Origin of the sequence: Paenibacillus aquistagni, from assembly GCF_900177815.1 — a bacterium.
GTDB classification, from domain to species: Bacteria; Bacillota; Bacilli; order Paenibacillales; family Paenibacillaceae; genus Paenibacillus_B; species Paenibacillus_B aquistagni.
Window position 1 is genome coordinate 304,209 of the sequence record NZ_FXAZ01000003.1, and the last position, 25,379, is coordinate 329,587.

Here is a 25,379-nt window from a genome sequence, read left to right on the forward strand (position 1 = left end):
GCCTCTAACTGCGGACTCATCTTTGAATGGCCTCGATAGAGGTTTATTCATCTAAATAGAACCAAGTTGTACGAGAATAGGCGTCTTTGAAACTTGCAGGTTATGCTGGTCATGCAGAACGCTTAAAAACGATCATTCTTGCAGTGGCATGGAGTATAGAGCAACCCCTGTTCAACTTAGAGGGAAGAAACCCTTATAATATAGGATAGGGCAGTGTGCTTTCCTTCGCATGACCAAGTTGTATCTGAAAAATAATGAGCTGCTCAAAACCCTATGAAAGCAGGGATCTTTGTTTGAATGACCTAAAGAAGGCTTCTACGCATTCTCCGAAGTCTGAATCAGCCCTTAAAACTGATCCGTTGGATGTAAAAATAGAGCAATGTCTCGCAGCCTTGCCTCCCATCCCGATTGACGAGGTGTGCCCTTCCTTGAAGGAAGAGCTTAAGGAGCAGCGCGCAGCAGTGCTCGTAGCAGAGCCTGGCGCGGGCAAGACGACCCGCGTGCCGCTAGCGCTTCTCACTGAGCCATGGCTTAACGGCGGCAGAGTCGTGATGCTTGAGCCAAGAAAGCTTGCAGCCCGCACGGCTGCCCATTATATGGCCTCGCTGCTTGGCGAGCGGGTGGGCGAGACCGTAGGCTACCGCGTCCGCATGGACTCCAAGGTCAGCGCTCGCACTCGAATCGAGGTCGTGACCGAAGGAGTCCTAACGCGCATGCTGCAGGCTGATCCATCGCTTGAAGGCGTAGGACTGCTTATTTTCGATGAATATCATGAGCGCAGTCTTCATGCTGACCTTGGCCTCGCCTTAGCGCTTGAAGCACAAGCCGTGCTTCGAGAGGACCTGCGCATTCTTGTTATGTCTGCGACGCTTGCTGCCAAGCCGCTTGCGGAGCTTCTTCATGATGCGCCGATTCTGGAAAGCAAGGGCCGCGCCTATCCCGTCGAGACAGTCTATGTGCCTGCAAGCCGAGACCTCCGTCTTGAATCAGCCTGCGCCAAGCTTGTGATGCGTGCCCTGCATGAGCAGGAGGGCGATCTGCTCGTATTCCTGCCTGGAGCAGGCGAGATTCATCGCACAGAAGCTGCGCTCATGCAGGAGCTGGCCCAGCTTAGCGCTCAAGGCTTGGCGAAGGTCCGCATCCGCAAGCTGTACAGTCAGCTTGCAGCACGGGATCAGGAGCTGGCAATTGCGCCAAGCGTTCCTAATGAGCGCAAGATCGTTCTGACGACCGCTATTGCCGAGACGAGCCTGACGGTAGAGGGAGTCAAGGTGGTCGTCGATTGCGGCTACATGCGAGTATCGCGATATTCCTCGCGAACCGGCATGTCCCGCTTGGTGACGGAGCGCGTGACGAAGGATGCGGCCGATCAGCGCAGAGGAAGAGCTGGACGGCTTGGTCCAGGCGTGTGCTACCGGATGTGGTCCAATGAGGAGCACACGCACCTGAAGCCCCATCGCCTGCCTGAGATCATGGATGCCGATCTGCTGCCGCTCCAGCTGGAGATTGCGGCATGGGGCGATCCTTCAGGCGAGAGCCTCAGGTGGATGACACCGCCGCCTGAAGCCTCGCTGCTGCAGGCGCGGCAGCTGCTTCAGCAGATGGGCGCAATGAACACCGCCGGCGCCTTGACTGCTCATGGCAAGCAGATGGCAGCCAATGGCCTGCATCCGAGGCTGTCGCATATGGTGCTTGAGGGCATAAGCCTGGGGTGGGGCGAGATTGCTATGGAATGGGCGGCATTGCTGCAGGAGCGGGACATTCTGCAGCGGCATGCAGCCTTGCCCGGTTCTGCCACGGCTGCGCCGTCTATTGGCGGGCCAGATATTCGCAAGCGCTGGGAGATTGTGCATGCCTATCGCCGCCGTGCAGCTGCGCATAAACCAAACGGCACTACTACGAAGCTTGGCGGGAACATGAATCTTGAGGCGATGCTTCCGTATGTAGATCAAGCGACCCTCCAGCGCATTGCGGAGGAAGTGAAGCGATTGGAGCGCGCCTTTCCCTCAGCGCAAGCAAGTCGGGCAAGTCAAGCAGGTCAAGCATCGCAAGCTGAGCACACTCGCTCAAACAAGAACTTGAAGCTGCCGACATCGCCAAACCTAACGCTAGAAGAGCAAAGCGGTGTTCTGCTGAGTCTTGGCTTCCCTGATCGAATTGCGGAACGGCGAACAGATGGCCGCTATCTGCTGAGCAGCGGCAGAGGTGCCGCCTTCTCCAGCAGCAAGGTGCAGGACCCTATCGCTTATGCTCCCTATCTTGTAGCCTTGGAGCTCGACGATCAAGGGACGGAGGCGCGCATTCACTTGGCTCTTCCTGTCTCGCCAGCGTTTCTGCTCCAATATGCAGCCAAGTGGATGGAGCCTCATCTTCACATCGCGTGGGATACGGAAGCTGAAGCTGTAAGGGTCAGGGAGCAGGTGAAGCTGGGCGCCATCGTCTTCCGCGAGCGACCGGTGCAGGACCCTGATCCTGACGCGTTAGGAAGAGCTCTGCTCGCAGGTCTGCGCGCGCATCCGGAGGGGCTGTCTCTGCTGCCTTGGAGCAAGAAGGCAAGGGAATGGCAGCTTCGGCTCCAATTCCTGCATATTCATCGTCCTGATGAATGGCCGGCAGCTTCTGATGGAGCGCTGCTAGATACGATGGAGGAATGGCTGCTGCCTCATGTATACGGGATGAAGTCGAAGCAGGAGCTGCAGAAGCTCGATCTGGCATCCATACTTGAGAGCTTCATGACATGGGATGAGCGCCAGACGCTAGACCGGCTTGCACCATCCGCATTCGTCGTGCCAAGCGGCTCGCGCATACGCATCGATTATACGAATCCGGAGCAGCCGGTGCTTGCAGCAAGGCTGCAGGAGATGTTTGGGCTTATGGAGACGCCTAGAATCGCAGGGGGCCGCGTTCCGTTGACCATTCATCTGCTCTCGCCAGCAGGCCGGCCCGTGCAGGTCACGCAGGATCTGTCCAGCTTCTGGAGCGGAACCTACTTTGAAGTGAAAAAGGATTTGAAAGGACGGTATCCGAAGCACTACTGGCCTGACGACCCTTCTATCGCGATTCCAACCCGCGGGGTTAGGCCGAAAGGATCCTCTTAATCTTCATTAACAATATGGATCAGCGGTTAGCTCTACACGGCGGCGTGTTTTAGATAGTAGAAGCGGTCATGAATTGGCGCATGAGGCGGATTGTGATAAATAGCATTTCCATTTGGCTTGAGGTAAAATGAATGCAGGATGCTGCTCGTCATGATTTGGGGGAGACAAGCAGTAGGATTGATGGAGGTGAAGCGAGATGCCACATGTGATGATGTCATCTCATCTAATATCGGTGCTCTTATCGTTATGTGGGGGCGCAGCCGTCATTTTTCTTCGCTTGCGTGCGCAGAATAAGCCTACGAATGCGAAGAAGATCATCATGCCGCCGCTTGGCATGGCGACGGGCTTTTTAATGTTTGTCGTACCGGAGCTGCGCATTCCTTGGCAGTACGGGGTTATTGCCTTTTTGGCAGGGGCTGTGTTGTTTGCCTATCCGCTCATTCGGACGTCGAAGTTCCAACGCGAAGGCGAGCTTATATATCTGAAGCGCTCCAACATGTTTATCGTAGTCATTGTCACGCTCTTGATTGTGCGGCTGCTGCTGCATGATGTGGTGGAGCAGTATGTGACGATCCCGCAGAGCGCGGGCATCTTCTTTATATTGGCCTTCGGCATGCTGCTGCCTTGGCGGACTGCGATGTATCGGGAATATAAGAAGCTGATGGCGAATCCGCCAGAGCAGGGGCTTCAATCCTGATAGAGCCAACAGTCAACAGCATGACAGCGGCATTGGTGTTCGATTCATTTCGAGACCACGAAGCGGATCTGATGCAGTTGGTTCAAGTGTGCCCTCTATTGCACGTTTAAAAAGTAGACTCTGTTAAACTTAATTGTTGATATTATGGTAAAAATTAATTGGAACTCAATTTTCAGAGTTCCAATTTCTTAATTCGTTTAAAATCTTTATTCATACAGGAATTCTTCAGTTTTTTACTTTTTAACAATTTTTTTATGTCAGAGACATTGTCATATGAGAGTTGAATGTAAAAGTAGTTAATAAACTCTAGAATTGCAAAGATATATATGAAGAAAGTGATTGTTAAACCACCTAATGGCAAAGATGGATACCATTTAATGAAATCAAAAATAAATACAATAATTGTGGTCATAATCATAACCATATTCACCGTTTTTAAACGATGTAACTGTTGAACAACCTTAATCGGAGTTATAGGATTATTCTCATTTCTTAGTCTTTTAAGTTTTGCATACCAATAAATCGTTCCTTGCAATAGAAGAAACTCTAAAAGAATAAAAGATACCCAAAATGAATATAGAGAATACAATTGTAGATGGGGGTATGCGTAATTTAGTAGATAACTAACAGGTACAAAAGTGATTATAGAAAATAATTCCCCAGAATATAAATAAGCCAACCGTTTTCCTAACAACTTCTTCATATTCACCACTCACCTCCTTAATATACATTATATGTATTTAAATGGTATAAAAAACTACATATTGAATTTTGACAGTCGCAAACTGTCATATGTGTCAGTCACTTCAAATGCAAATGATGTTAATAGAAATTCTTTTATAGGTCTCGTCAATTTCAACGATACCATCAAAATGTTCAAAATCCATTTGTTTTAAAGCACTTTTTAATTTGTAGCTCCAATAAAAAAGTGTAACCCAAGTAACCCCTACGATTTCAGCGGATTGTCGCAGGTAGTATCTTTTGAACATATAATCAACAAATGTTATCCATTCATTACCTTTCCGAGTGTGGTACAAAACGGTATTAGTTGTGTCAGTAAAAAATACTAACATTTACGTTTAGCAGAGCCAAAAAGCGCAAAAAAAGGATTGGGTCATTCGTGACTCAATCCTTTTTCTATGTGCGCCCCGCAAGGGAGGTAACTTAACTGTTCGCTAGATGCAATACGCTTAAGCCGTGCCCCATTGCACGCCCAGCTTCTTCAAGTATTGACGGTACGCGATGCTTACGCGGTCGCACTTCAAGCTCAGCTCCGTTTGCAAATCAAGTGGAAGATCTTCGGGCTTCTGGTTCTCTACAACAGGCTTGTCCTGTGCAAAGATCATGTCTTGGAACTTGACGGTGTCCTCATCTGACGTGCCAGTGTCATAGTTGAACAGCATAATGCCGTAAGCGATGGATGTGTTGGCATCCTTCGGCTGCACGGTTAGCAGAATCGTCATCAGATTGCCGGTCTCCTGATCGCGCTTTGTAAACTTCACCGTTAATGGACGCTCGATGGCATAGGTGTAGTATACGTATTTCGCTTGTCCAGAGCCATCCGGGTCTGGCTGGAAGATTGCAATCTCCTCAGAGCGAATGCCCTTTTCATCATGAATCATATGATAATCGCCGATCTCCGTATGCTCTGAAGTGCCGAGGTAGCCTTCATGAACGACCGCAAGATGGCCGACATCTAAGAAATTCTCAATAATGCGCGGCGGCTTGGCCTCTACATGCTGAGGTCCCCACATAACCACACGGTAGGACGGATCCTCAAACTCAGGGAGCGAGAATCTCGGCGTCTCCACATTGCCGCTCAAGTTAACCCAGATCATTCCATAACGCTCTTCACACCCGTATACAATCGCACGAGCCTTCTTCGGAATAGCTTGGTTATCAGGCAGCTGCGGGATCTTCGTGCAGTCTCCTTCAGCATTATATTCCCATGCATGGTATGGACAGACCAAGTGTCCATCCTTCACACAGCCAAGGGACAAAGCAGCGCCGCGGTGGATGCACAGATCCTTGAATGCATGCACTTCATCTCCTACACGAAATACGACAACACGCTCGCCCATAATGAATACTTGCTTTGGCTTGTCTGTTAATTCGGAGGACAAGCAGGCGACGATCCATTCTTGCTGTAATACCGCATCGTTGACAATCATTGGATGAATAATCTCCTTTTTACAGGTTTGGTGAGTTCCTATAGAAATGACACTTTGTTGTTCGTCATTTCTTTCTCTATATCAATATTTTAGGTCATATGTCGCAAGTGGTCAACTCTAAATCCGAACATTTAAAGTGTAACATTAAAATTTATTCGTAAAAAGGGTGTACAAACAAGGAAGGAAGTCCTATAATCGACGATGTGAAAAGGTAAATGCAACGATGTGTGATGGGTCAGACAACTTAGGGGGAGGCAATTCTTACTTATGGAACAACAATCACAATCTACGGAGCTGGTCGTAGGCGTGGATGACAAGATTCATCCGGTCAAGGCGTTTGTACTGGGGCTGCAGCATGTGCTTGCTATGGACTTGTACATTGCGCCGATCATTATCGCAGGAATGCTCGCATTGTCTGCTGCAGACACGGCATTCTTTATCCAGATGTGCTTCTTCGGAGCAGGGATCGCGACATTGATACAGACTGGCTTCGGACTGAGGCTTCCTGTCGTTCAAGGCCCTTCTTATGTGCCGATCGGAGCGATTGGGGCAATCGGAGGGAAGCTCGGCATGGGAGCAATTACGGGGGCGCTTCTGCCGGGTGCATTGATTATCGCGCTGCTTGGCTATCCGCTGAAGTGGTTCGCGAAGTCTGTTCATCGCTTCATACCGCCGCTCGTTGGCGGAACGGTCATTATGATCGTCGGCATCTCGCTTATGCCGGTGGCCATGGGCAGCATCTATCGTGCGGAGGGTGCACTTGGCAATAATCTAATTGTGGCGCTTGTATCTGCAGGCGTACTCATTATATGCATGCTGCTTGGCAATAAAGGCAACGGTCTTGGAACGGCCTCGCGTCTATTGTCTGTTCTAGTGGCGATTGTAGCAGGTACATTTACGGCTTCGTTCTTTGGAGGCGTGGAATTTACTGCCGTTCAGGAAGCGGATTGGTTTTCGATTCCGACGGTCTTCCCATTCGGCGCCCCTGTGTTTGACTGGGGGGCAATCTTCACAATGGTGCTCATTTACTTCATTATATTGATTGAAACAACAGGCACTTGGTTTGTTGTCTCTACCGTTACAGGCAAGGAACTGACGAATGAGCGCCTGAACCGCGCCGCTGTAGGCGAGGGGATTGGCTGCTTCACGGCAGCTTTGTTTGGCGGAACGCCGATGACAGGCTATTCCTCGAACGCAGGACTTATTGCAGTAACGGGTGTAGGCAGCCGTATTGCCATTATGGCTAGTGGCGTCATTCTAATGGCTCTTGGCCTCATGCCGAAGCTGTCTGCTTTGATCACATGCATTCCAGAGCCGGTCATCAATGGGATCTTTGGAGTGGTCTGTGTAGCCATCTTCGTAAACGGCATGAAAGTCATTCAACTGGTGAAGCTGAATGAACGCGCGATGATGATTATTGGCGTTCCGATTCTGCTTACGATGGCGATTGTAGTGCTGCCAGCTGAAGCGCTCCAATCTGCGCCTAGCTTCGTATCCTACTTCTTCTCTTCTGGAATTACCGTGGGGGCGGTAGCTGCACTTCTATTGAATGTGTTGATTCCCAATAAAGAGAAGGCTGCAGCAGCACAGAATCAAGATCAACCGCGATCTGCTTAACATCAACAGGTTTTTCCCATGCCTCGCAAGAGGCAAGGTTTCTTGAATAACTCTCCTCTTGGGTGGTGCTTATGGCACCGCCCTTTTTTTACGACAGTAGAATGTATAAGCTGCGTCATAGATGAATCCCGCATTCTATTTGGCGATAATATGTTCCTCTAATTACGGCTGCTTGTTATTAAAAGAGCTTCCACTTTGACAGCTGTTTCCTGACATTGACGCAACACGGTAACGGAGTCTTTATATAGAAGAATAGTTTCCCTTCCGACTAGTCCGATCATCCTTTACGCTGGGAAGAGACGTATAGAAAGAAAGGGGAGGAAATACACGTGTCTTTATCTTTATCCCATCCCGTAAGGCTTCGTCCGATGTCCTTGGACGATCTGGAGTTTGTAAGCCGACTGGAGTGTGATCCTGAGCAATGGCCCTTTGAGGAGTCTGTCGCCCCCTGTGCTGAAGCGGTTTATGATAAGTATAGGCAAGAGCTCAATGAGCAAGAGCAGAGGGAGCATTATAACGATATCGTAGAGATTGAAGAGCAGGGAGAATGGCGCTCCATTGGCATGATGCAGATCTGGAGCTATGTGGCTCATCGCAAGAGCTGGGAGCTTGGCTATGCTTTAGCCTCGCCGTATGAAGGAAAAGGGTACGCCACGCATGCCTTGCATCAGATGCTGCAATTTGCCTTTGAGGAGCTTCGTGCTCACAAAGTCGTCGCGATGTGCCATGAGGACAATATACGCTCGATCCAACTCTTGGAGCGAGTCGGCATGAGGCGGGAAGGCATTTTTAAGGAAGAGCTCAATTGGCGGGGGCAGTGGAAGGATCAATACTTTTACGCGATCTTGGAGCATGAATATAAGCGACCAATAGATCCGCAGTCGTAATGGCGCATATAAGCACATAGCTCATAGCTTGGCATTTTTAGCAGTAACGATGCTGTCTACAGCCTGATGGATAGGAATCGAAGTGGATTGGATAGCACGCTGTGCATGTTACACATGAGAAAACAAATCGAGAGGAGAGTATAAGTTTGACTGAACAAGAACTATGGAAAGCTTATCTTAGCATGCTGCCCGAGGAGCTCGCATCAACGCTCCATTACACCGCTTGGCATTTTTGCGATAACGAAGCGGACGCGAATGAACTGGCTGAACTGGTTCTGGCTGGTGTCAAAAGGGGGACGGCATCAAGCCTGTGGACCTATGACATAACGGGCGATCCCGTTCCTGTAGTCGGCGAACGGTCTGTGATCCTGGATTGGAGCGGGAATGCGAAGTGCGTCATTCAAACGACGCATATGGATATCGTGCCTTATGGAGAAGTAACAGAGGCGTTTGCAGCGATCGAAGGGGAAGGAGACAAGAGCTTGGCTTATTGGAGAGCTGCGCATGAAGCTTTCTTTACCCGGGAATGTGAGCGTCTAGGACTTATTTTTGATGAATCCATGCCCGTTATTTGTGAGCAGTTTGAAGTGGTGTATAAGCCCCTTTGAGCATACCGCGGTTCATAACAATGACAAACAGCGATGGTGATGGTGAATAGAGGTTATCTCGGAGCTGCTTCTTTAATAGAAGTGCTTCGTTGGATTGCGGCCTCTTTCCAAGCATACCTATCGCTGTTTTTAATCCTAACCACACTTTATAAGTGCTGGTCTTTGATTCTCATCCATTCTATATTGATGATAAAAGCAGCCTCTTATTGAGGCCGCTCTTCTTTTATAACGCTGATAGCTGTGCTATTGCTATTTAGCAACGTGACATCGTTTTCTGTATCCCAGCTGACCTGTTCCTCATGCTGCTTCAGATTCATGCTTGATTCGTCCACGCACGAACCTTCGTATCCGTTGGCAGGGCCAGGGTCAACAGCCCAAAGATCGGCAGGAACCCTGCAGCGATCATGACATCATGGATGCCAAAGGTATCAATGAAGTTGCCGAGCATGAGGCTGCCGATGCCGCCCATGCCGAAGGCGAGCCCTGTGATGAGGCCAGACACCGTGCCGATGCTGCCGGGATGAAGCAGTTGTGCATAGATGACGGCAGTGGAGAAGCTCGACATCAGAACAAAGCCTGTCAGGATCAAGACGATCGCGGCTCCGATCAACGGCAGATACGGGAGCGCTAGTGCAAAAGGAATGGCGCCAAGCAGTGATGCCACGATGAGATTGCGCCGTCCGAAGCGGTCTGCGAGCGGTCCGCCGAAGAAGGTTCCGGCAGCTCCCGCGCCAAGGAACAAGAAAATATAGATTTGGGCCTGATCGATGGTGAGATGATAGGCCTCGATCAAGTAGAAGGCGTAGTAGGTGCCGATGGCCGACACATACCAGGAACGAATCGTTACGACCAGCACGAGAATCGCGGTGGCCCACATGACCTTCTTCTTGAAGACGGGATTAATCGTGCCGCTCGTACGCTTCGTGAACGCATATCCCTGCTTCAAGGTCGTTCCGTACCACTTGGCAATGAAGCTCTGAACGGCAATCCCTGCGGCAGCAACGACTGTGAATCCGAGCGCGCCAATTTGTCCAAAGGGAATGAAGATCCACTTGGTCAGCAAGGGAGCCAGTGATTGGCCTGCATTGCCTCCAACCTGAAAGATGGATTGGGCAAGTCCCTTTCTCGATCCAGCTGCCATATGGGCAACGCGCGAGCCCTCCGGATGGAAGGCGGCGGAGCCAAGGCCGACGAAGATGACCGAAACAAGCACCATCACATAGTTCGGCGCAAATGCGAGCAGCAGCATGCCGGTGAAGGTAAAGCACATGCCGAGCGGTAGCAGGAGGGGTGTTGGGCGCTTATCCGAGAACAAGCCCACTACTGGCTGCAGAATCGATGCGGTAAAGTTAATGGCAAAGGAAATCCAGCCAATCTGCGCGTAGGAAAGGTTCATGGTTTCTTTAAGAATAGGGAAGATCGCGACGATGACAGACTGAATGGAATCGTTGAATAAATGAACAAAGCTAATGGCTAGCAAGATGCGGTATACGGTGTTTGAGCTTGGCTGTGAAGCTGTCTGCTGTAATCCGTGACCGCTCTTTGCTGCAGCAGCAGGCGGTTCAGCCATATGAAGTTGTCCCCTCTCTGATATGAAATCACGTACACATGAAGATGAGAGTAAACATATAGAATTCTGCTTCAACAAGCAATGCTTAAAAAAGCCCAATTCACAACGAAAACCATAATCGGTCTCGCGCGAACTGGGCCGTTCTTCCAATGTCGCAGAAGTTGATGATCAAGAGGCTAGAACAATAGATGAGCAATGCCAATGATGATTGGCAGTGTAATCACCGTACGCAGCAGGAAGATCAGAATCAGATCCTTCATCGAGATCGGCAGCTTCGAGCCAAGCAGGAGCCCGCCGACTTCTGACATATAGATTAATTGGGTGACGGACAAGGCTGCAACAATAAAGCGAGTCATCTCGCTTTCGATCCCTGCTGCAAGCACCGTAGGCAGGAACATATCCGCAAAGCCGACCATAATCGTCTCTGATGCAGCAGCCGCTTCCGGGACGCCTAAGCCTGCAAGAATGGGATAGAAGGGCTTGCCAATCCACTCGAAGATTGGAGTATGCGTAGCAACAGCCACGGCACCTGTGCCGATGGCCATGACGACAGGAATAACGCCAATCCACAAGTCGAGCGTATTTTTAAGTCCATTGCGGACAAAGCTTGCAACCCCTTCGTGGGCCTTTGCTTTGTTCATCGCTTGATGGAGCCCATAACGCCAAGTGGACCAGCCCTCAGGAACGACCTCCTCCGCACTGGCAGCGACACCTTCCTCATACGAATCCGGCTTCCACGAGAGTGGAGGGATGCGCGGCATGATGACAGCCGCTACGAGCCCGGCAAAGGTCACCGTTGCGTAGAAGGGCAAGAAGAGATGTCCTAACTTCACATTCGACAGCACAATGAAGCTGAAGGTGATGGAGACGGCTGTGAATGTTGTTCCAATCACGGCTGCCTCGCGCTTCGTATAATAGCCTTGCTCATACTGCTTGCTCGTCATCATGACCCCAATCGTGCCGTCTCCTAGCCATGACGCCATGCAGTTGATAGAGGATCTCCCTGGCAGTGTGAATAAAGGGCGCATGATTCTTGTCATGAGCATGCCTGCAAATTCCAAAAGGCCGAAGTCAACCAACAAGGGCAGCAGGAGCCCTGCTAGTAAGAAGACGACAAACAATCCTGGCAGCAGGCTTGTGAGCAGCATGCCGCCTGTATCCTCTGACCAGACCCACTCAGGTCCAATTTGAAAATACGTGCCTATCACAAAGACCAACCCAATCGTACGAACCATGTACCAAAAGAAGGTGACCTGAAAGAGAGCCCGCCATAGATGGGATTCCTCCAGACGCTTAGGCTTCATGAATTGTGCGATCGTTGATCCTAACCAAGCCAGTGTAATGATGAGTAAGGCTGCTGTTGGGAGCAGATTGGCAAGAGACTGCTGAATCAGCTTGGCGAATAACGCAATCGGGACGGTCATCTCGCCATTCCAAGGGATTGGAACGACAAATAGAATGAGTCCTACCAGCGATGGTATAAGAAATGACAACACGCCCTGCAAAGTAACGGGATTCGGTCTCGAAGGCGTGGAATCAGGAGTGTTATGCTTGGAAGTCATGAATCGAATTGCTCCTCATTCGTTAAGTAGTATATTTATGCAACATGGACAACTTTATACGAAAATGAATCAAATTCCAAGGCATTCGACGCAATCCTTAGTTGGAAAATAATTGCTATTCAGAAGGCATGTAAGTGCCCCTCCAATACCTTGTTTTTAATGTTCGGATTTATCGTGTGTATTCCTTAAAATATATCCATATATAATTATAAAGAAAGAAAAATTACGAACAATTGGTCATTAAACTATTGACTCGTTCGCTAATATGCCATAGAATGAAATTGCTGCTTGAAGCAGCCATTCATCGACACTTCATCATCCATATCGATATCTTGTTCGTATATCCCTGATAATAGGGTTCAGGGGTCTCTACGAGGAACCGTAAATTCCTGGCTACGAACGAGTGACTCTCCGTACCTATCAAGGGGAGCATTCGTTCATAGCCAGGAATTTTTTTGTGTTTGTTTTCAGATCTTATAATGGTCATTCATCAAGGAGGAAGCTCATGAGTAAGTATGATGTTATCGTTGTAGGTGCAGGTCCAGCAGGTATCTTTACATGTTACGAATTAACGTTGAAGGCTCCAGAGCTCAAGGTTGCCCTAATCGATAAAGGTCATGATATCTATAGAAGAAGCTGCCCCATTCTCGAAGAAAAGATTCAGAAATGCCCGCCCGCGATCGGCCGCAAAGAGTTTGCAGGCTGTGTGCCGGCATGCTCGATTACGAACGGCTTTGGGGGAGCCGGGGCTTATAGTGACGGCAAGTTCAATATTACAACGGAGTTTGGCGGCTGGCTGACCGATTATTTATCGGGTACAGAAGTGCTGAACTTGATTAAGTATGTAGATGACATTAATCTTAAGCACGGTGCAACGCCAGCAATCACAGACCCGACAACAGAGACGGTTCGCCACATCGAGCAGCAAGGCTACGCGGCTGGCTTAAAGCTGCTTCGCGCACAAGTTCGTCATCTTGGAACGGAGCAGAATCTAGAGATATTGAAGTCTATATATGAATATCTGGTCCCTCGAGTCGATATGATGTACAAGACAGAAGTAGCGGACATGATCACCGAGAAGCAGGATGGCAAGCATGTGATCAAGGGAGTCGAGCTGAAGAACGGTGAACAGCTTGAAGCCGATCAGGTTGTTATTGTTCCAGGCCGTGACGGGTCTGCTTGGCTGACGGAGATCTTGAAGAAGCGCCGCATCAAGATGGTCAACAATCAAGTTGATATTGGTGTGCGCGTCGAGACAAGCGATATTGTCATGCGTGAGATCAACACCCACTTATATGAAGGGAAATTTATCTTCAATACATCAGTGGGCACCCAGGTGCGGACCTTCTGCAGCAACCCATCTGGCCATGTTGTCGTAGAGAACCATAGTGGTATTATGTGCGCGAATGGACATTCCTATAAGGATCCGAAGCTCGGTTCACCAAATACGAACTTTGCCCTGCTCGTATCTCATAAGTTTACAGAGCCGTTCGACAAGCCGAATGAGTATGCTCGTGAGATCTGCAAGCGTGCGAATGACCTCTCTGGGGGAGGCATTATCGTGCAGAAGTATGGAGACATTCTTCGCGGCCGCCGATCGACTGATAATCGGATTAAAGAAGGATTCCTTGAGCCAACGCTTCGTGAGGCGGTTCCGGGGGATCTGGGGCTCGTGCTTCCTTATAACACGATGAAGAGCTTGATTGAGATGATCGAGGCCTTGGAAAAGGTAACGCCGGGAATTGCCTCGGAGCATACACTCTTCTATGGTGTGGAAGCGAAGTTCTATTCCGCTCGCCCGAAGCTTGATACGAAGCTTGAATCCGAGATTGAAGGGCTGTACTGCGGTGGGGACGGTGCCGGTATTACGCGCGGGCTGGCGCAAGCGGGAGCAGCAGGTGTTCATATTGCCCGCAGCATCGTAATGAAGCGTGCAGCAAACTAAAGATTCATATGGAGGCCTATCATAATAGGTAAGAGAGCATACAAGCGCTCATCCATTAGACCATACATGAAGACAGACCTTCTGCCGGCAGCTATATCTGCAAGACAGGAAGGTCTGTTTTTTTAATGATTCTATGAGATGGATATGAACATGTACGGAGGCTTGATTGGTTCGTTTCTAACATGCTTTCTCTATGCTTCCCACCAGAATACACTCGTTTGTACAGATAGCACCCCGGCAACAGACAGTGAGGCGCTCATGGAAAGCGAGAGTGTTGTGGATGGAGGTACGATGATGGCACCATCAAAATCGATGATGAATGGTCCACCCACAACGGGCATTGTCGAAATTGCAGTGCCTCCGCTAATAGCAGACGTAGAGCTTAAGACGCTCATTACGCTCGTATTGCTGCTGCCCAGATTGTTGTTTCTTGGCGTAACACCGCTCGGGGAACTTTGCGATCCTCCATTAATAATGGAATAACTGGCGCTTAAGCTTGAGAGCAGGCTTAGGCCTACGCCAACGCCGCCAGCTACTCGAATAATGTAAGCAGAGGTAGTAGGGCTTGGATTATTCAAGCGAAGGGAAGTGACAACACTCCCGCCAAGCAGTCCAAGCGACGCAGAGTTAGTCGTAAAGGCACTGTAGACATTGCCCGCTAGACTGGCGCTGTATGAAGGTGGAGCAACGGCAGTCGGCGAAGTGATGGAGTTCGTCACTTGCGAGAAGATGGTGTTGTTTGCCCCGCTATCATTAAAAATATGTTCGTTTGTCCCCATTAGACCTCCCACCAATTCAGATTAATTGAGCCTGTCAATGATCCTACACCAAGAGAGACGGTCAGTGTCTGATTCACGGGAACGACAAGCCCGCCTTGAAAAACGAGATTATAGAGCCCTGCGGTGACAAAGGTGGAGTATAGGGTTGTCGGGGAGCCGGTCAGCGTTCCGGTGAGCTGCTTGGTCGTGACGATGCTTGCTGTCGCAGTCCCTAGTCTGCTGTTACTAGGCGTAGGGGTGGTCCCTCCTGTGATCGTGCCGCCTGAATAGAGGATCAGGCTGGCGCTTGCTGATGATCCGCCTGAGATCTGATTAATGCTGACAGTCTTGCCGCTTCCTGACGGATTCGTGATCTGCAGGAGCAGGTTGGCGCTGCCGCCAACACTTACATTGCCAGTCGGCAGCCAGAATGAAATGCCCGCCGCCGCTGCAGCAGCAGATGCATCTTCTTCCACTGCAGGACTGGTATACGTGTTGGTTTGCAAGGAATAAATCGGCATGGAGACCGTATTGAACACCTTGTTATTTGGCATAGGACATCCCTTCTTTCTTTTTATGAAGTCGGAGTGCCAGAGCATATGATCGCTTCCTGCATCTTATGAGCCAAGCTGTGCAATGGTGTGGAGGGGTGCACAAGGGCAGCATGTTTTGATGAAATAAGATTATTCTCCTTATAGGCTGTAAAAAGAGAACAGGAGATCCTTTAAATATTGTGATTTATTGCACATATTCTGGCTGTCTTGTTCGTTACAATAGGATTGCGTACTAAAATAGTTAAGATTTTAGTTATTTAAGTTCAAACATAGATAATCTAGTGATCCTATAGGGGAGGGTTATGGAGATGGAAGGATACTTGAAGCCAAAGCAAATTGCGGAAGCGACGGTTGAGAACGGCGTGGTAAAAGCACGCAATCCGCTCATGACGACGGCGGTGCTGGGCTTTTTGGCGGGGGCCTTTATCGCGCTTGGGTATTTGTTGTATATTCGGGTGATTGCATCTGCTCCTGCAGAATGGGGCAGCTTTACAAGCTTTGTTGGAGCTTCATTGTTCCCTGTCGGCCTGATTCTGGTGCTGCTTGCGGGTGGAGAGCTCCTTACGGGCAATATGATGGCGGTGCCTCTAGCATGGATGAAAGGACGCATCTCCTCGATTGAGGTGATGAAGAACCTGATAATTGTCACCTTGACGAACTTCCTCGGCGCTTTATTTGTCGCTTATTTCTTCGGGCATGTGGTTGGTTTGACAGCAAGCGGTGTCTTCTTGGAAAAAACGATTGATGTAGCAGCCCATAAGCTCCATGATTCCTTTTTACAAGCCTTTATCTCAGGCATCGGCTGCAACTGGCTGGTTGCTCTAGCGGTATGGCTCAGCTACGGCTCTAAGAGCTTCAGCGGCAAGATACTAGGCATCTGGTTTCCAACAATGGCGTTTGTGGCCATTGGTTTTCAGCACGTTGTCGCCAATATGTTTGTGATTCCTGCGGCGATTTTCGAAGGCCATTTTTCATGGGGAGAATACCTAACGAACTTTGTCCCGGTATGGCTTGGCAACCTGACGGGTGGTGTTGTATTTGTGGCAGGGGCTTATTTCCTGGCTTACTTGAAAAAGTATGAGCCGACAACAGCCGCAGAGGAGAAAGCGGCAGGGTCAGGCAAAGTTAAAACGAATATCGGTTAGCAAGCTCTGCAACCTAAGAAAGGACGGGTCTAGGAAGACTCGTCCTTTTTCGCATACTTATGCAAGGGCGTACGCTGCTTGTAATGCTTGTCCGTTTTTGCAATAGAAATGTATGTGCCCGCAAGAAAAAGGCTCTGCATGCTGCCATGCAGAGCCACCTATTCTTTCAGTTAGAGCTGCTGCATAGCTTGTTTGTCAACACGCACTCTGCGAATAAAGAAGGCCGTCATAAGCCCGATAATCGCAATTGCCATGCCAAACAAGAAGGAGTGCTGCGCACCAAATGTAAATGCTTTAATCGCTTCTAGCGGGTCCAGCGGATTAACAGAAGTACGCATATAATCCGTCATTCCGTTCGAAAGAATGCTGACCGCTACTGCGGTGCCGACTGCCCCTGCAACCTGTTGGAGCGTATTCATCACAGCGGTGCCGTCCGGATACAGCTCGCTTGGCAGTTGGTTCAAGCCGTTCGTTTGGGCAGGCATCATAATCATGGAGATGCCGATGAACAAGCTCGAATGAAGCACGATGAGCAAGGCGAGCGATGAAGCCGTGGTCACGCCTGAGAAGAACCACAGTACAACAGCAGCGATGATGAGTCCTGGAATGACGAGCCACTTCGGTCCATATTTATCGAACAGGGAGCCCATAATCGGGGACATCAAGCCGTTCAGAACACCGCCCGGAAGCAGCACCAGTCCTGCTTCTAGCGGAGTGAGCCCTCGGCCATTCTGCAAATACAGCGGCAGAATAAGCATGGTAGACAGGATAATCATCATGCACAGCAGAATCATCACTAGACCGACCACAAACATCGGGTATTTAAACACGCTTAAGTTCATCATTGGCTTCTTCATGCTTAATTGTCGAAGCACGAATAAGAACAGCGCTGCCGCTCCGATCACAAGTGAGAACACAACAATGGAGCTTCCCCAGTCCGTGTGTTCCTCCCCGGCTTTACTAAAGCCAAATACCAGACCGCCAAAGCCGATGGTTGAGAGGATGATGGAATATACATCGATAGGCGGTTTCGTGATTACAGATACATTTTTCATAAACAGTATACCGAAGACTAAGCCAAAAACTAAGCAGGGCAGCGAGATCCAGAAGATCCAGTGCCACGACAAATGTTCAATCAGCAGTCCGGCCAAGGTCGGCCCGATCGCAGGGGCAAACATCATGACAAGGCCGATGACGCCCATCGCCGCGCCGCGCTTTTCAGGCGGGAAAATAATCAGGATCGTATTGAACATGAGCGGAATCATGAGCCCTGTGCCGATTGCTTGCAGCACACGTGCGACCATCAGCACCTCGAAGCTTCCTGCTAGAGCCGCAGTTAGAGTCCCTAAGATGGAAAAGGCAAGCGAGGCGACAAACAGCTGGCGTGTCGTAAACCATTGTAAAATAAGTCCGGATATCGGAACCAATATGCCCAAGGTGAGCAGAAAGCCTGTCGTCAGCCATTGGGCGGTTGCTGGGGTAATCTGAAGCACAACGAGCAGATCGCTGATGGCGATATTAAGCGCCGTCTCGCTGAACATGCCGATAAACCCGCTGATCAAGAGAGAAATCAAAATAGGCAGAGGTTTATACTTCGGTCCCTCATCTAAGGGGTGGGTATGGCTTGCATTCACTGTCCCTTCCACTTCTCCATCCTCCATTTGGTTTTATTGGCATTTCCTTTACGTAGTATAGCGTGCTGACTTTTTTATAGAACCATATCATGCCATAAAATGTCAAACCTTCACTTTTGTTTTTGTAAAAGCGTTTGCCTCTTGATCCTAACGTAACGTGATGGTTTATCTTTGAGGACATAGGAGGTGGAGGAAGTGAATGTGCATATTGTGAACACATGCAATGATTATGAAGCTTTATTTGCTTTGGCTGATACGGATGAAAAAAGGGAAAACTTTTTTCGATACACGATGATGCGTCCGTTTGAGTCTATGTGGAGCACCATTCAAGTCCCGATGACAGCTGCTAAACCAGGTGGATATGACGTGGTGATGGCTGCCAGCATGTTAGGATACCTGGATCTTCGATCAACAAACATTGGTATGGCAGGCATAGAGAGATTAAAGGAAATTGATATTCATCAGGTAGCAGAGCGAACGCTCCATCATTGCATCGCGTGCATGGGACAAGCAGGCCTTGAGGTGAAGGCAGACCGCTTGGTGTTTGGCGCCTTTCTGGCAGATCCCGTGAAGCTAGCCTATACGAATGGTTATTCAGGCTTCGGGGGGATACCCGGATACATCCAGCTCATTATTTATCCAAATGAGAACAATATTCCGAGAATTCCATCTATTATTGCTCACGAATTTCATCATAATATCCGTTTTTCATATTTTGATTGGGATCACGGCAATGTATCGCTTGGAGAGTACATGGTTATTGAAGGACTTGCGGACTCTTTTGCAAGCGCCCTCTACGGTGAGGAAATGTCAGGCCCTTGGATTGCCTCGTTTGATGAAGAAGAGCTGTCGTACTCGATTGAGGTTATCCGCCAAGCGTTGAATGTCAGAGGGTTCGCTGAGGTATGCAGCTATATGTATGGAGATGAGGTCGCAAAGGAACAGGGGTATCATCCTGTAGGCTTGTCATTTGGTGCGGGCTATGCCGTTGGCTATCATCTCGTGCAGGCCTTCTTGAAAAAGACGGGAGCCTCGATATACGATGCAACACGTTTGACAGCAGCGGAAATCATCGCAGGCAGCCCATTATCTTAGATTACAAAGAGCACACCTCCTATCGTGATGGATGGGTGTGCTTTTTACATGGAAATGACCAAAATGATGCCTGCATATGTAAAATATTATCGTCTCACGTGAACGATAATCCTACATTTGTGAACTATTATGCACAAAGAAAAGAGGCGAATGTGATAAACTAAGGTTATCCATTTAACGTAAGCGCTTTACTTCTAAGGAGGGACCAACATGAAGATTCATTTTCAAGGTGATATAGATGGCTTGTTGTCTGGGCTTCACGAGCTGCAGGGACAGCTTGGAATTGAGATTGACCTCAGCGGTGTGTCAGTGACTGTCGAGCAGGCAGCAGGAGATATTCAAGTAACGTGGCAGGAGGGGCGGGGTGCCATCCGCTATGAGGAACCGATCCATTTCTTCCGTGCACTAGGCCTGTTGCTGGAGCAGATTCGTGAAGACAAAGAAGGAACGATAACGGAGACGCCTCAATTCAGCTATAACGGAACGATGATTGATGCTTCGCGCAATGCAGTGCCGAATATGAGCCTTGTGAAGCAGATGCTTCGTGCGATGGCGCTCATGGGCTTGAATGGCTTCATGCTGTATACCGAAGATACGTATGAGATCAAGGAACGGCCTTATTTTGGATATATGAGAGGGCGTTATACCCAAGAGGAACTGCGCGAGATTGATGATTATGCGCAGCAATTCGGCATTGAGGTCGTAGCCTGCATTCAGACGCTTGGACATCTGGCGCATGCGCTGAAGTGGGACCCGATGATGGAGCTTCGCGATGCGGAAGACATCCTGCTCGTAGGCTATGAAGATACGTATGTATTGATTGAGCAGATGGTAAAAGTAGCAGCTGAATCGCTTCGTACGAAGCGCATTCATATCGGGATGGATGAAGCCTTCGCTTTGGGTCTTGGCCGATATCTGATCAAAAATGGATTCCGTCATCGCTTTGACATCATGAACGAGCATCTTGGCCGTGTGCTGGAAATTACGGATCGCTACGGCATGAAGCCGATGATGTGGAGTGATATGTACTTCCATCTCCTGAAGGAGGGCACAGACGGTCAAGAGATCGAAGGAGACGGCATCTCAGCGGATGCGGTTGCCCAGATTCCAAAGGGCGTCGACTTTGTGTATTGGGATTATTATGCAACGGAGCAGCGTTCGTATGAGATCAATATTGAGCGCCATCAGAAGCTCGGTTCTGATCCGATCTTTGCTGGCGGCGTATGGATATGGGGAATCATGAGCCCGAACTACGGCAAGACGTGGCACAATACGAACCCCGCTCTTATGGCCTGCAAGAAGCATGGCCTTCGTGAAGTATTTGCAACGGCATGGGGAGATAACGGCCAAGAGACGAATCATCTGACGATGCTTCCTGGCCTGCAGCTGTTTGCTGAGCATGGCTATACGGCGGGTGAGGTGGATCAGGAGCGGATCAAGGCACGCTTTGCGACTTGTACAGGACAATCGTTCGATGATTATTGGGAGCTCACTTATATGGATGAGACGCCTGGCGTAACGAAGGACAACATGCACAGCTCCAACTCCTCGAAGTTCCTGCTCTGGCAGGATACGATGATCGGCTTGTACGACAAGCATGTGGAGGGGAAGCTTGGCGAGCAGCTCGCTGAACACTATGCCAAGATGGCGGTGCGTTTGCAGGATGCTTATGAGCAGGCGACGGGCGATCACAGGCTAATATTCGACTTGTATGTGAAGCTGTCCGCTGTGCTGGCGAAGAAAACGACGCTTGGCCTCCAAGTGACACAGGCATATCAGTCGAAGGACAAAGAGGCGATGGAGGAGTTGGCGACAACCCTAATTCCTCATGTGCGGGAGCTTGTGGACAGAGCGCGCAAGGCGCATCGCAAGCTCTGGATGACGACAAACAAGCCATTCGGCTGGGAAGTGATGGACATTCGCTATGGCGGTGTGCTTGCCCGCCTGCAGTCGGCTGAAGATCGCTTAACGGACTGGGTGGAAGGACAAATTGAGCGCATGGAAGAGCTTGAAGCAGAGCGCCTGCCGTTCCTATTCCAATCGCCGCCTGAGACTGATGTTGTCGGCCAAGGCCACTTCTATCATCGCATCGTAACGGCTTCTGGCCTGTCGCTGATCTAACGACTTCTGTAATAAAGGCCATCATTTGCTATGGGATCAGTTCCATGCGCAGGTGATGGTCTTTTTCTATACAGACGTATGAATCTGCTGCGAAAGGCTGCGGAGACCAACATTGAACGCTGAATAGGCAATAGTTAGCATTAATACGATGGTACAGCGACATATGTACACCCTGTGTTGGCATGGGTTATATGGGATCCTTACATATACCGTGATATCAGCGTAACGTTGATCGAATGGCTTGGGTGGTTCTCCCCTTTCCATGTCAGGTATGAGTACCTATAATTAAGGGTACATCAATAGTGGATCGAGTTTGTTGAACGGAACGATGGTTAATGAGGGGGAATCACAATGGAACTTCGTAAACTTAGGCTGAATGAATCCTCCAGCACCTATAGCGAGGAACGCGATGAAGTAGAGCGCGATTATGCAAGGCTTATTCAATCACCCGCCTTCCGCAGGCTTCAAGGAAAGTCACAGGTGTTCGGAGCGGGCTCGGGGGACTATTATCGTACTCGCCTGACGCACTCGATAGAGGTATCACAGATCGCAAGAGAAGTAGCAAGAAAGCTTTCCAAGCAGTATCCTTTCCTCATGAAGGCTGAGCATCCTGGTCTTATGATGGAGGCAGCAGTTGTAGAGTGTGCTGCGTTGGCTCATGACTTGGGCCACCCGCCATTTGGCCACCGAGGGGAAGAAGTGCTGAATCGTCTTCTCAGCGAGCAGTATGGCCTGCAATACGAGGGGAATGCGCAGAACTTCCGCATCCTGATGTTTTTGGAGAAGCGCGCAGAGAGCGGCAATGGCTTGGATCTAACCGCAGCAGTTCTGCTTGCGATTAATAAATATCCTTTTAATCTCGAAGAGCCGGGGCGCTTAAAGGGCGTATATGCTTCTGAGTGGGGAGCGATTGAAGAGCTTCGTGAGAAGTGGGGGATGCCGAAGGAGGCTCCAACGCTGGAAGCGCAGCTTATGGATTTATGCGACGATATCGCTTATTCGACCCATGATATTGAAGACGGCATTCGGGCAGGCAAGATTCAGATGAATCCAACCTTCTTTGAAGATCCCCGCTTAATTGATCATGTGGTGCAGGAGATCGTATGCGATGACGGCAACTCCGCGCTTCATTGGGATCGGATTGACATCCGCGCCAAAGTCATAAAGGTGTTCGAGCAGTACCTTGAGCAGTGGGAAGAAGTATATCGGGCCAGCGCCCAAGAGGCCTCTCGCGCTAGAAGAGAGATGAAGGCAAGGTCCGTCAGCCTGTTTGCAATGCAAATCGGCATCATGGATGATCCGGCAACGGGGTGGAAGAAGGTGACCTTCGTTCGTGATGGCAAGCAGGACATTGAGCTCCTTCGCACGATGGAGGTACTGAAGAAGCTGGCTTGGGTCACGCTGATCAAGGATTTTCGCGTGCAGCGCCTGCAGATGCGAAGCGAGATAATGATTGAGCGGCTGTGGGACAGCTTTATTCAGCCTGAGTACGGCAAGCTGATTATACCTCCGGATTGGATGGAGAATTATGAGCATCATAAGCGTCATTGGAGCTGGGCAAGATTCGTTGCGGATTACATCTCCGGCATGACGGATGCTTATGCTGAGAAGGTGTATGGAGAGCTGTATGGAAGCCAGTCGGGCTCGATTTATGGAATGGATTAGGGGATGTTGAAACATGCATGAGTTTGAGAGAGTATTCGGTTGAAATGACGATGCAAACGAACAAAGCGGAACGTAGAAGAGGTGCCTTCTCGTTCCGCTTTTCTAATAAGGGAGCTTCTCTTGCTTGCTCTTAAAGGTCTGCGTTGATCTGCTTGCCCGCAGGAAGGTCCTCAAGCTCAAGCTGCTCTTCATCTTGCGTGAATCGCTTCTCCAGCCATTTGCTGAGCCACAGCGAAGCTGCTATGAGCAGCACAACGTAGACAAGCTCAATAGGTCGCTCTACGAAGCGGGTCAGATCATATCCTATATAAGATACTATCAGGACCATCAGCGCTTTGCCCATGCCTGCTGCTATGAAGAAAGAGCGTACCGACATCTGCACGGCACCAGCCGCCATATTGACCATGACAAAGGGGCCAACGGGGAGGATGCTGAGCAAAAAGACAAAGCTGAACGCATTGCGCCGCGCCCAAGTGAGGCTGCGCTTTACTTTGGGACGGTTGGACCAGCGCTTCACATAAGCGGAGCTGGCCAGCTTGCGTATGGCAAGGAAAGTCAGCATGCAGCCGCTGATGAGCCCGATCCAAGAGTATAAGCATCCCAACCAAAAGCCATATACGGCAGCGTTGCCGCCAACCAGTACAAGCGTAGGCAGTGGTGGGACAAATGATTTCATAAAGGTTAACAGGATGCCGGGCAAGGGACCGAGTGAACGGTACTGCTCCAGCAGGTCCAGCCATCTGCCATCCGTGATAAGGGAAATCAGTTCCGTTAGGTTCAAGGCACTATTCCATCCTTTTGTTCGATGTTGATGATGCCACTTAAGTATACAATAGCTTGTAAGCTAGCGTAAATGAAAATGGCTCTCAAGGATCAGGAGGTTATTGGCACTTCACAGCCTTGCCATATTTTGTGCGACATAGCGGTGGATTAGGTATCATGGTCTAATCATCATCATCAAGTCATCACCATGGTCCCCGATCATAGTCTACAATCTGCAAAGGGCTAACAGTCTGATTTTTTTTGAGTATATAAAAAAGCCCACAGGCACATGCCTCTCTTGAAAAGCAGAGCTAGCAGGCTGCGGGCGGTGCTTACGATCCTTACTCAGCGAACTGATAATGTTCGTTGGTCAGATCAAAATATTTTTGAATGCCAGAGCTTGTGTATACTTTATGGTCCGTCGTAATGAAGATGGCTTCTGCTTCAGGCTTCGTCTCGATAAACCGGAGTCCCTCCTCCAGTCCCAAGGAGAAGAGGGAGGTGGACAAAGCATCGGCATCGGTTGATTTCTCTGTAACGATCGTTACACTGTTCAGTTTATTCTCAACAGGGTACCCCGTTTTTGGATCGAGAATATGATGATAATGCTTGCCGTTCTCGACAAAGTATCGCTCATATACGCCGGACGTTACGATCGTTCTATCCTTGACCTTGGCTTGTCCGATCTGATTGCCCCGGGTCTCATCAGGATCCTGCACGCCAATGGTCCAGTCCAGACCGCCTGGCTTCTCGCCAACGGCAAAAATATTGCCGCCAAGGTCGATGATGGCGCTGGTATAGCCCTGATCACGAATATACTTGGCGATGACGTCCGCCGCATATCCTTTGCCTATGCTGCCTAAGTCAACGACCATGCCGGGCTGCTCCAGCTCAACGGTCAGATTCTCCTTGTCGAGCTTCACCTTTTTATAATCAACCAGCTTCAGCTTCTCATCAATGTCCGCTTGCTTCGGAACCTTGGCATTCTCATGTCCGATATTCCATAGATCAACGAGCGGGCCGATCGTAGGCTCGAAGCGTCCGTTAGTCTTCTCGGCATAATCAAGCGCGGTTTCAATAACCTGAAACACTTCTTCCGATACTTTAAATGGGCCTTTGCCGGCATGCTGGTTCAGATTGTACAGCTCGCTGCCTTCTTTGGTGCGGCTCATTTGGTTATCGATCGTTTCCATCAAGCCTTTAATCTGCTCAAAGTCTTGGTCTGATGCTTTAGCGTCGTATATTTTTACCGTGACAATAGTATCAAAAATGAAATAAGACTGCTGCTTGATATTAGATGGTTTGGACGCAGTATCTTTTGTTTCTGATTTGTTCGCGCATCCGCTGAATAGAAGCACTATGGAAATTGCCACAATAAGAGCAGTGCTGACTCGCGGTATCGAATGCTTGCGTGGATGCTTCATAGCTGTTCCTCCGTAAAAAATAGATATCATTTCCCTTATTATTGCTACAAGCATATAATTATATCA

19 protein-coding genes, 1 pseudogene and 1 riboswitch are annotated in these 25,379 nt (G+C 49.5%); of the genes and pseudogenes, 10 read left to right on the plus strand and 10 right to left on the minus strand.

Translation table 11 applies throughout. The annotated features are described in order from the left end of the window. Nucleotides 1-392: 392 nt before the first annotated feature. Nucleotides 393-3,098: an ATP-dependent helicase HrpB gene (gene hrpB / locus B9Y93_RS12830; protein WP_217809692.1), complete on the plus strand. Its 2,706-nt coding sequence runs from the start codon at nt 393-395 to the stop codon at nt 3,096-3,098. A 196-nt stretch (nt 3,099-3,294) separates the two neighbouring features. After that, complete coding sequence (locus tag B9Y93_RS12835; protein WP_170936501.1) at nt 3,295-3,795, plus strand: CcdC family protein; 501 nt, start codon at nt 3,295-3,297, stop codon at nt 3,793-3,795. A gap of 172 nt (nt 3,796-3,967) precedes the next feature. On the opposite strand, the gene B9Y93_RS24890 is transcribed toward B9Y93_RS12835, so the two are convergent. The 3 genes and pseudogenes from B9Y93_RS24890 to B9Y93_RS12850 all read right to left on the minus strand — a co-directional run bounded on the left by B9Y93_RS24890 (nt 3,968) and on the right by B9Y93_RS12850 (nt 5,966). Next, nucleotides 3,968-4,498, minus strand: coding sequence for a general stress protein (locus B9Y93_RS24890; RefSeq protein WP_085494814.1), 531 nt, complete (start codon nt 4,496-4,498; stop codon nt 3,968-3,970). Nucleotides 4,499-4,634: 136 nt separating this feature from the next. Continuing rightward, nucleotides 4,635-4,856 (minus strand): annotated as a pseudogene (locus B9Y93_RS12845) (IS1595 family transposase); the annotation flags it as partial. 129 nt (nt 4,857-4,985) lie between these two features. Next, nucleotides 4,986-5,966: an aromatic ring-hydroxylating oxygenase subunit alpha gene (locus tag B9Y93_RS12850; protein ID WP_085494815.1), complete on the minus strand. Its 981-nt coding sequence runs from the start codon at nt 5,964-5,966 to the stop codon at nt 4,986-4,988. A gap of 267 nt (nt 5,967-6,233) precedes the next feature. Between B9Y93_RS12850 and B9Y93_RS12855 the strand changes: the two genes are divergently transcribed. The 3 genes from B9Y93_RS12855 to B9Y93_RS12865 all read left to right on the plus strand — a co-directional run bounded on the left by B9Y93_RS12855 (nt 6,234) and on the right by B9Y93_RS12865 (nt 9,078). Further along, nucleotides 6,234-7,583, plus strand: a complete 1,350-nt coding sequence (locus B9Y93_RS12855) for a uracil-xanthine permease family protein (RefSeq protein ID WP_085494816.1) — start codon at nt 6,234-6,236, stop codon at nt 7,581-7,583. Between the two features lie 329 nt (nt 7,584-7,912). Further along, on the plus strand, nt 7,913-8,470 hold the full coding sequence (locus B9Y93_RS12860) for a GNAT family N-acetyltransferase (protein WP_244903393.1): 558 nt from the start codon (nt 7,913-7,915) through the stop codon (nt 8,468-8,470). Between the two features lie 146 nt (nt 8,471-8,616). Continuing rightward, nucleotides 8,617-9,078: an ASCH domain-containing protein gene (locus tag B9Y93_RS12865; protein ID WP_085494817.1), complete on the plus strand. Its 462-nt coding sequence runs from the start codon at nt 8,617-8,619 to the stop codon at nt 9,076-9,078. A gap of 313 nt (nt 9,079-9,391) precedes the next feature. Here the strand turns inward: B9Y93_RS12865 and B9Y93_RS12870 are convergent, their stop codons facing one another. Together B9Y93_RS12870 and B9Y93_RS12875 are read right to left on the minus strand one after the other, a co-directional pair. Then, complete coding sequence (locus tag B9Y93_RS12870) at nt 9,392-10,648, minus strand: MFS transporter (RefSeq protein WP_085494818.1); 1,257 nt, start codon at nt 10,646-10,648, stop codon at nt 9,392-9,394. A 176-nt stretch (nt 10,649-10,824) separates the two neighbouring features. Further along, nucleotides 10,825-12,210: a YjiH family protein gene (locus tag B9Y93_RS12875; protein ID WP_085494819.1), complete on the minus strand. Its 1,386-nt coding sequence runs from the start codon at nt 12,208-12,210 to the stop codon at nt 10,825-10,827. A gap of 316 nt (nt 12,211-12,526) precedes the next feature. Then, a riboswitch (purine riboswitch) is annotated at nt 12,527-12,626 on the plus strand. An 89-nt stretch (nt 12,627-12,715) separates the two neighbouring features. Here B9Y93_RS12875 and B9Y93_RS12880 point away from each other — a divergent pair. Next, nucleotides 12,716-14,155, plus strand: coding sequence for an NAD(P)/FAD-dependent oxidoreductase (locus tag B9Y93_RS12880; protein ID WP_085494820.1), 1,440 nt, complete (start codon nt 12,716-12,718; stop codon nt 14,153-14,155). Nucleotides 14,156-14,346: 191 nt separating this feature from the next. On the opposite strand, the gene B9Y93_RS12885 is transcribed toward B9Y93_RS12880, so the two are convergent. Then, complete coding sequence (locus B9Y93_RS12885) at nt 14,347-14,934, minus strand: hypothetical protein (RefSeq protein ID WP_085494821.1); 588 nt, start codon at nt 14,932-14,934, stop codon at nt 14,347-14,349. Further along, a complete protein-coding gene (locus B9Y93_RS12890; protein WP_085494822.1) occupies nt 14,934-15,467 on the minus strand; it encodes a hypothetical protein in 534 nt (177 codons plus the stop codon). The genes B9Y93_RS12885 and B9Y93_RS12890 overlap by 1 nt, the downstream gene beginning before the upstream one ends. A 308-nt stretch (nt 15,468-15,775) precedes the next feature. Here B9Y93_RS12890 and B9Y93_RS12895 point away from each other — a divergent pair, with 308 nt between their 5' ends. Next, nucleotides 15,776-16,612, plus strand: a complete 837-nt coding sequence (locus B9Y93_RS12895) for a formate/nitrite transporter family protein (RefSeq protein ID WP_085494823.1) — start codon at nt 15,776-15,778, stop codon at nt 16,610-16,612. Between the two features lie 170 nt (nt 16,613-16,782). Here the strand turns inward: B9Y93_RS12895 and B9Y93_RS12900 are convergent, their stop codons facing one another. Next, on the minus strand, nt 16,783-18,246 hold the full coding sequence (locus B9Y93_RS12900; protein ID WP_244903406.1) for a DHA2 family efflux MFS transporter permease subunit: 1,464 nt from the start codon (nt 18,244-18,246) through the stop codon (nt 16,783-16,785). Between the two features lie 195 nt (nt 18,247-18,441). Here B9Y93_RS12900 and B9Y93_RS12905 point away from each other — a divergent pair, with 195 nt between their 5' ends. The 3 genes from B9Y93_RS12905 to B9Y93_RS12915 all read left to right on the plus strand — a co-directional run bounded on the left by B9Y93_RS12905 (nt 18,442) and on the right by B9Y93_RS12915 (nt 23,127). Further along, complete coding sequence (locus tag B9Y93_RS12905) at nt 18,442-19,341, plus strand: DUF2268 domain-containing putative Zn-dependent protease (protein ID WP_085494825.1); 900 nt, start codon at nt 18,442-18,444, stop codon at nt 19,339-19,341. A 210-nt stretch (nt 19,342-19,551) separates the two neighbouring features. Then, complete coding sequence (locus B9Y93_RS12910) at nt 19,552-21,462, plus strand: beta-N-acetylhexosaminidase (RefSeq protein ID WP_085494826.1); 1,911 nt, start codon at nt 19,552-19,554, stop codon at nt 21,460-21,462. Between the two features lie 351 nt (nt 21,463-21,813). After that, the gene (locus tag B9Y93_RS12915) at nt 21,814-23,127 is read left to right on the plus strand and encodes a deoxyguanosinetriphosphate triphosphohydrolase family protein (protein WP_085494827.1); all 1,314 of its coding nucleotides are present in this window, start codon (nt 21,814-21,816) and stop codon (nt 23,125-23,127) included. A gap of 130 nt (nt 23,128-23,257) precedes the next feature. Here the strand turns inward: B9Y93_RS12915 and B9Y93_RS12920 are convergent, their stop codons facing one another. Both B9Y93_RS12920 and B9Y93_RS12925 read right to left on the minus strand, forming a co-directional pair. Further along, nucleotides 23,258-23,908, minus strand: coding sequence for a TVP38/TMEM64 family protein (locus tag B9Y93_RS12920; RefSeq protein WP_085494828.1), 651 nt, complete (start codon nt 23,906-23,908; stop codon nt 23,258-23,260). Nucleotides 23,909-24,230: 322 nt separating this feature from the next. Then, on the minus strand, nt 24,231-25,313 hold the full coding sequence (locus tag B9Y93_RS12925) for an FAD:protein FMN transferase (RefSeq protein ID WP_085494829.1): 1,083 nt from the start codon (nt 25,311-25,313) through the stop codon (nt 24,231-24,233). Nucleotides 25,314-25,379 lie beyond the last annotated feature (66 nt).

Excerpts from the sequence above, each read along its gene's own strand:
- B9Y93_RS12835 (WP_170936501.1), top strand. The coding sequence starts at position 3,295 with ATGCCACATGTGATGATGTCATCTCATCTAATATCGGTGCTCTTATCG.
- B9Y93_RS24890 (WP_085494814.1), bottom strand. The coding sequence starts at position 4,498 with ATGAAGAAGTTGTTAGGAAAACGGTTGGCTTATTTATATTCTGGGGAA.
- B9Y93_RS12850 (WP_085494815.1), bottom strand. The coding sequence starts at position 5,966 with ATGATTGTCAACGATGCGGTATTACAGCAAGAATGGATCGTCGCCTGC.
- B9Y93_RS12855 (WP_085494816.1), top strand. The coding sequence starts at position 6,234 with ATGGAACAACAATCACAATCTACGGAGCTGGTCGTAGGCGTGGATGAC.
- B9Y93_RS12870 (WP_085494818.1), bottom strand. The coding sequence starts at position 10,648 with ATGGCTGAACCGCCTGCTGCTGCAGCAAAGAGCGGTCACGGATTACAG.
- B9Y93_RS12875 (WP_085494819.1), bottom strand. The coding sequence starts at position 12,210 with ATGACTTCCAAGCATAACACTCCTGATTCCACGCCTTCGAGACCGAAT.
- B9Y93_RS12880 (WP_085494820.1), top strand. The coding sequence starts at position 12,716 with ATGAGTAAGTATGATGTTATCGTTGTAGGTGCAGGTCCAGCAGGTATC.
- B9Y93_RS12885 (WP_085494821.1), bottom strand. The coding sequence starts at position 14,934 with ATGGGGACAAACGAACATATTTTTAATGATAGCGGGGCAAACAACACC.
- B9Y93_RS12890 (WP_085494822.1), bottom strand. The coding sequence starts at position 15,467 with ATGCCAAATAACAAGGTGTTCAATACGGTCTCCATGCCGATTTATTCC.
- B9Y93_RS12895 (WP_085494823.1), top strand. The coding sequence starts at position 15,776 with ATGGAAGGATACTTGAAGCCAAAGCAAATTGCGGAAGCGACGGTTGAG.
- B9Y93_RS12910 (WP_085494826.1), top strand. The coding sequence starts at position 19,552 with ATGAAGATTCATTTTCAAGGTGATATAGATGGCTTGTTGTCTGGGCTT.
- B9Y93_RS12915 (WP_085494827.1), top strand. The coding sequence starts at position 21,814 with ATGGAACTTCGTAAACTTAGGCTGAATGAATCCTCCAGCACCTATAGC.
- B9Y93_RS12925 (WP_085494829.1), bottom strand. The coding sequence starts at position 25,313 with ATGAAGCATCCACGCAAGCATTCGATACCGCGAGTCAGCACTGCTCTT.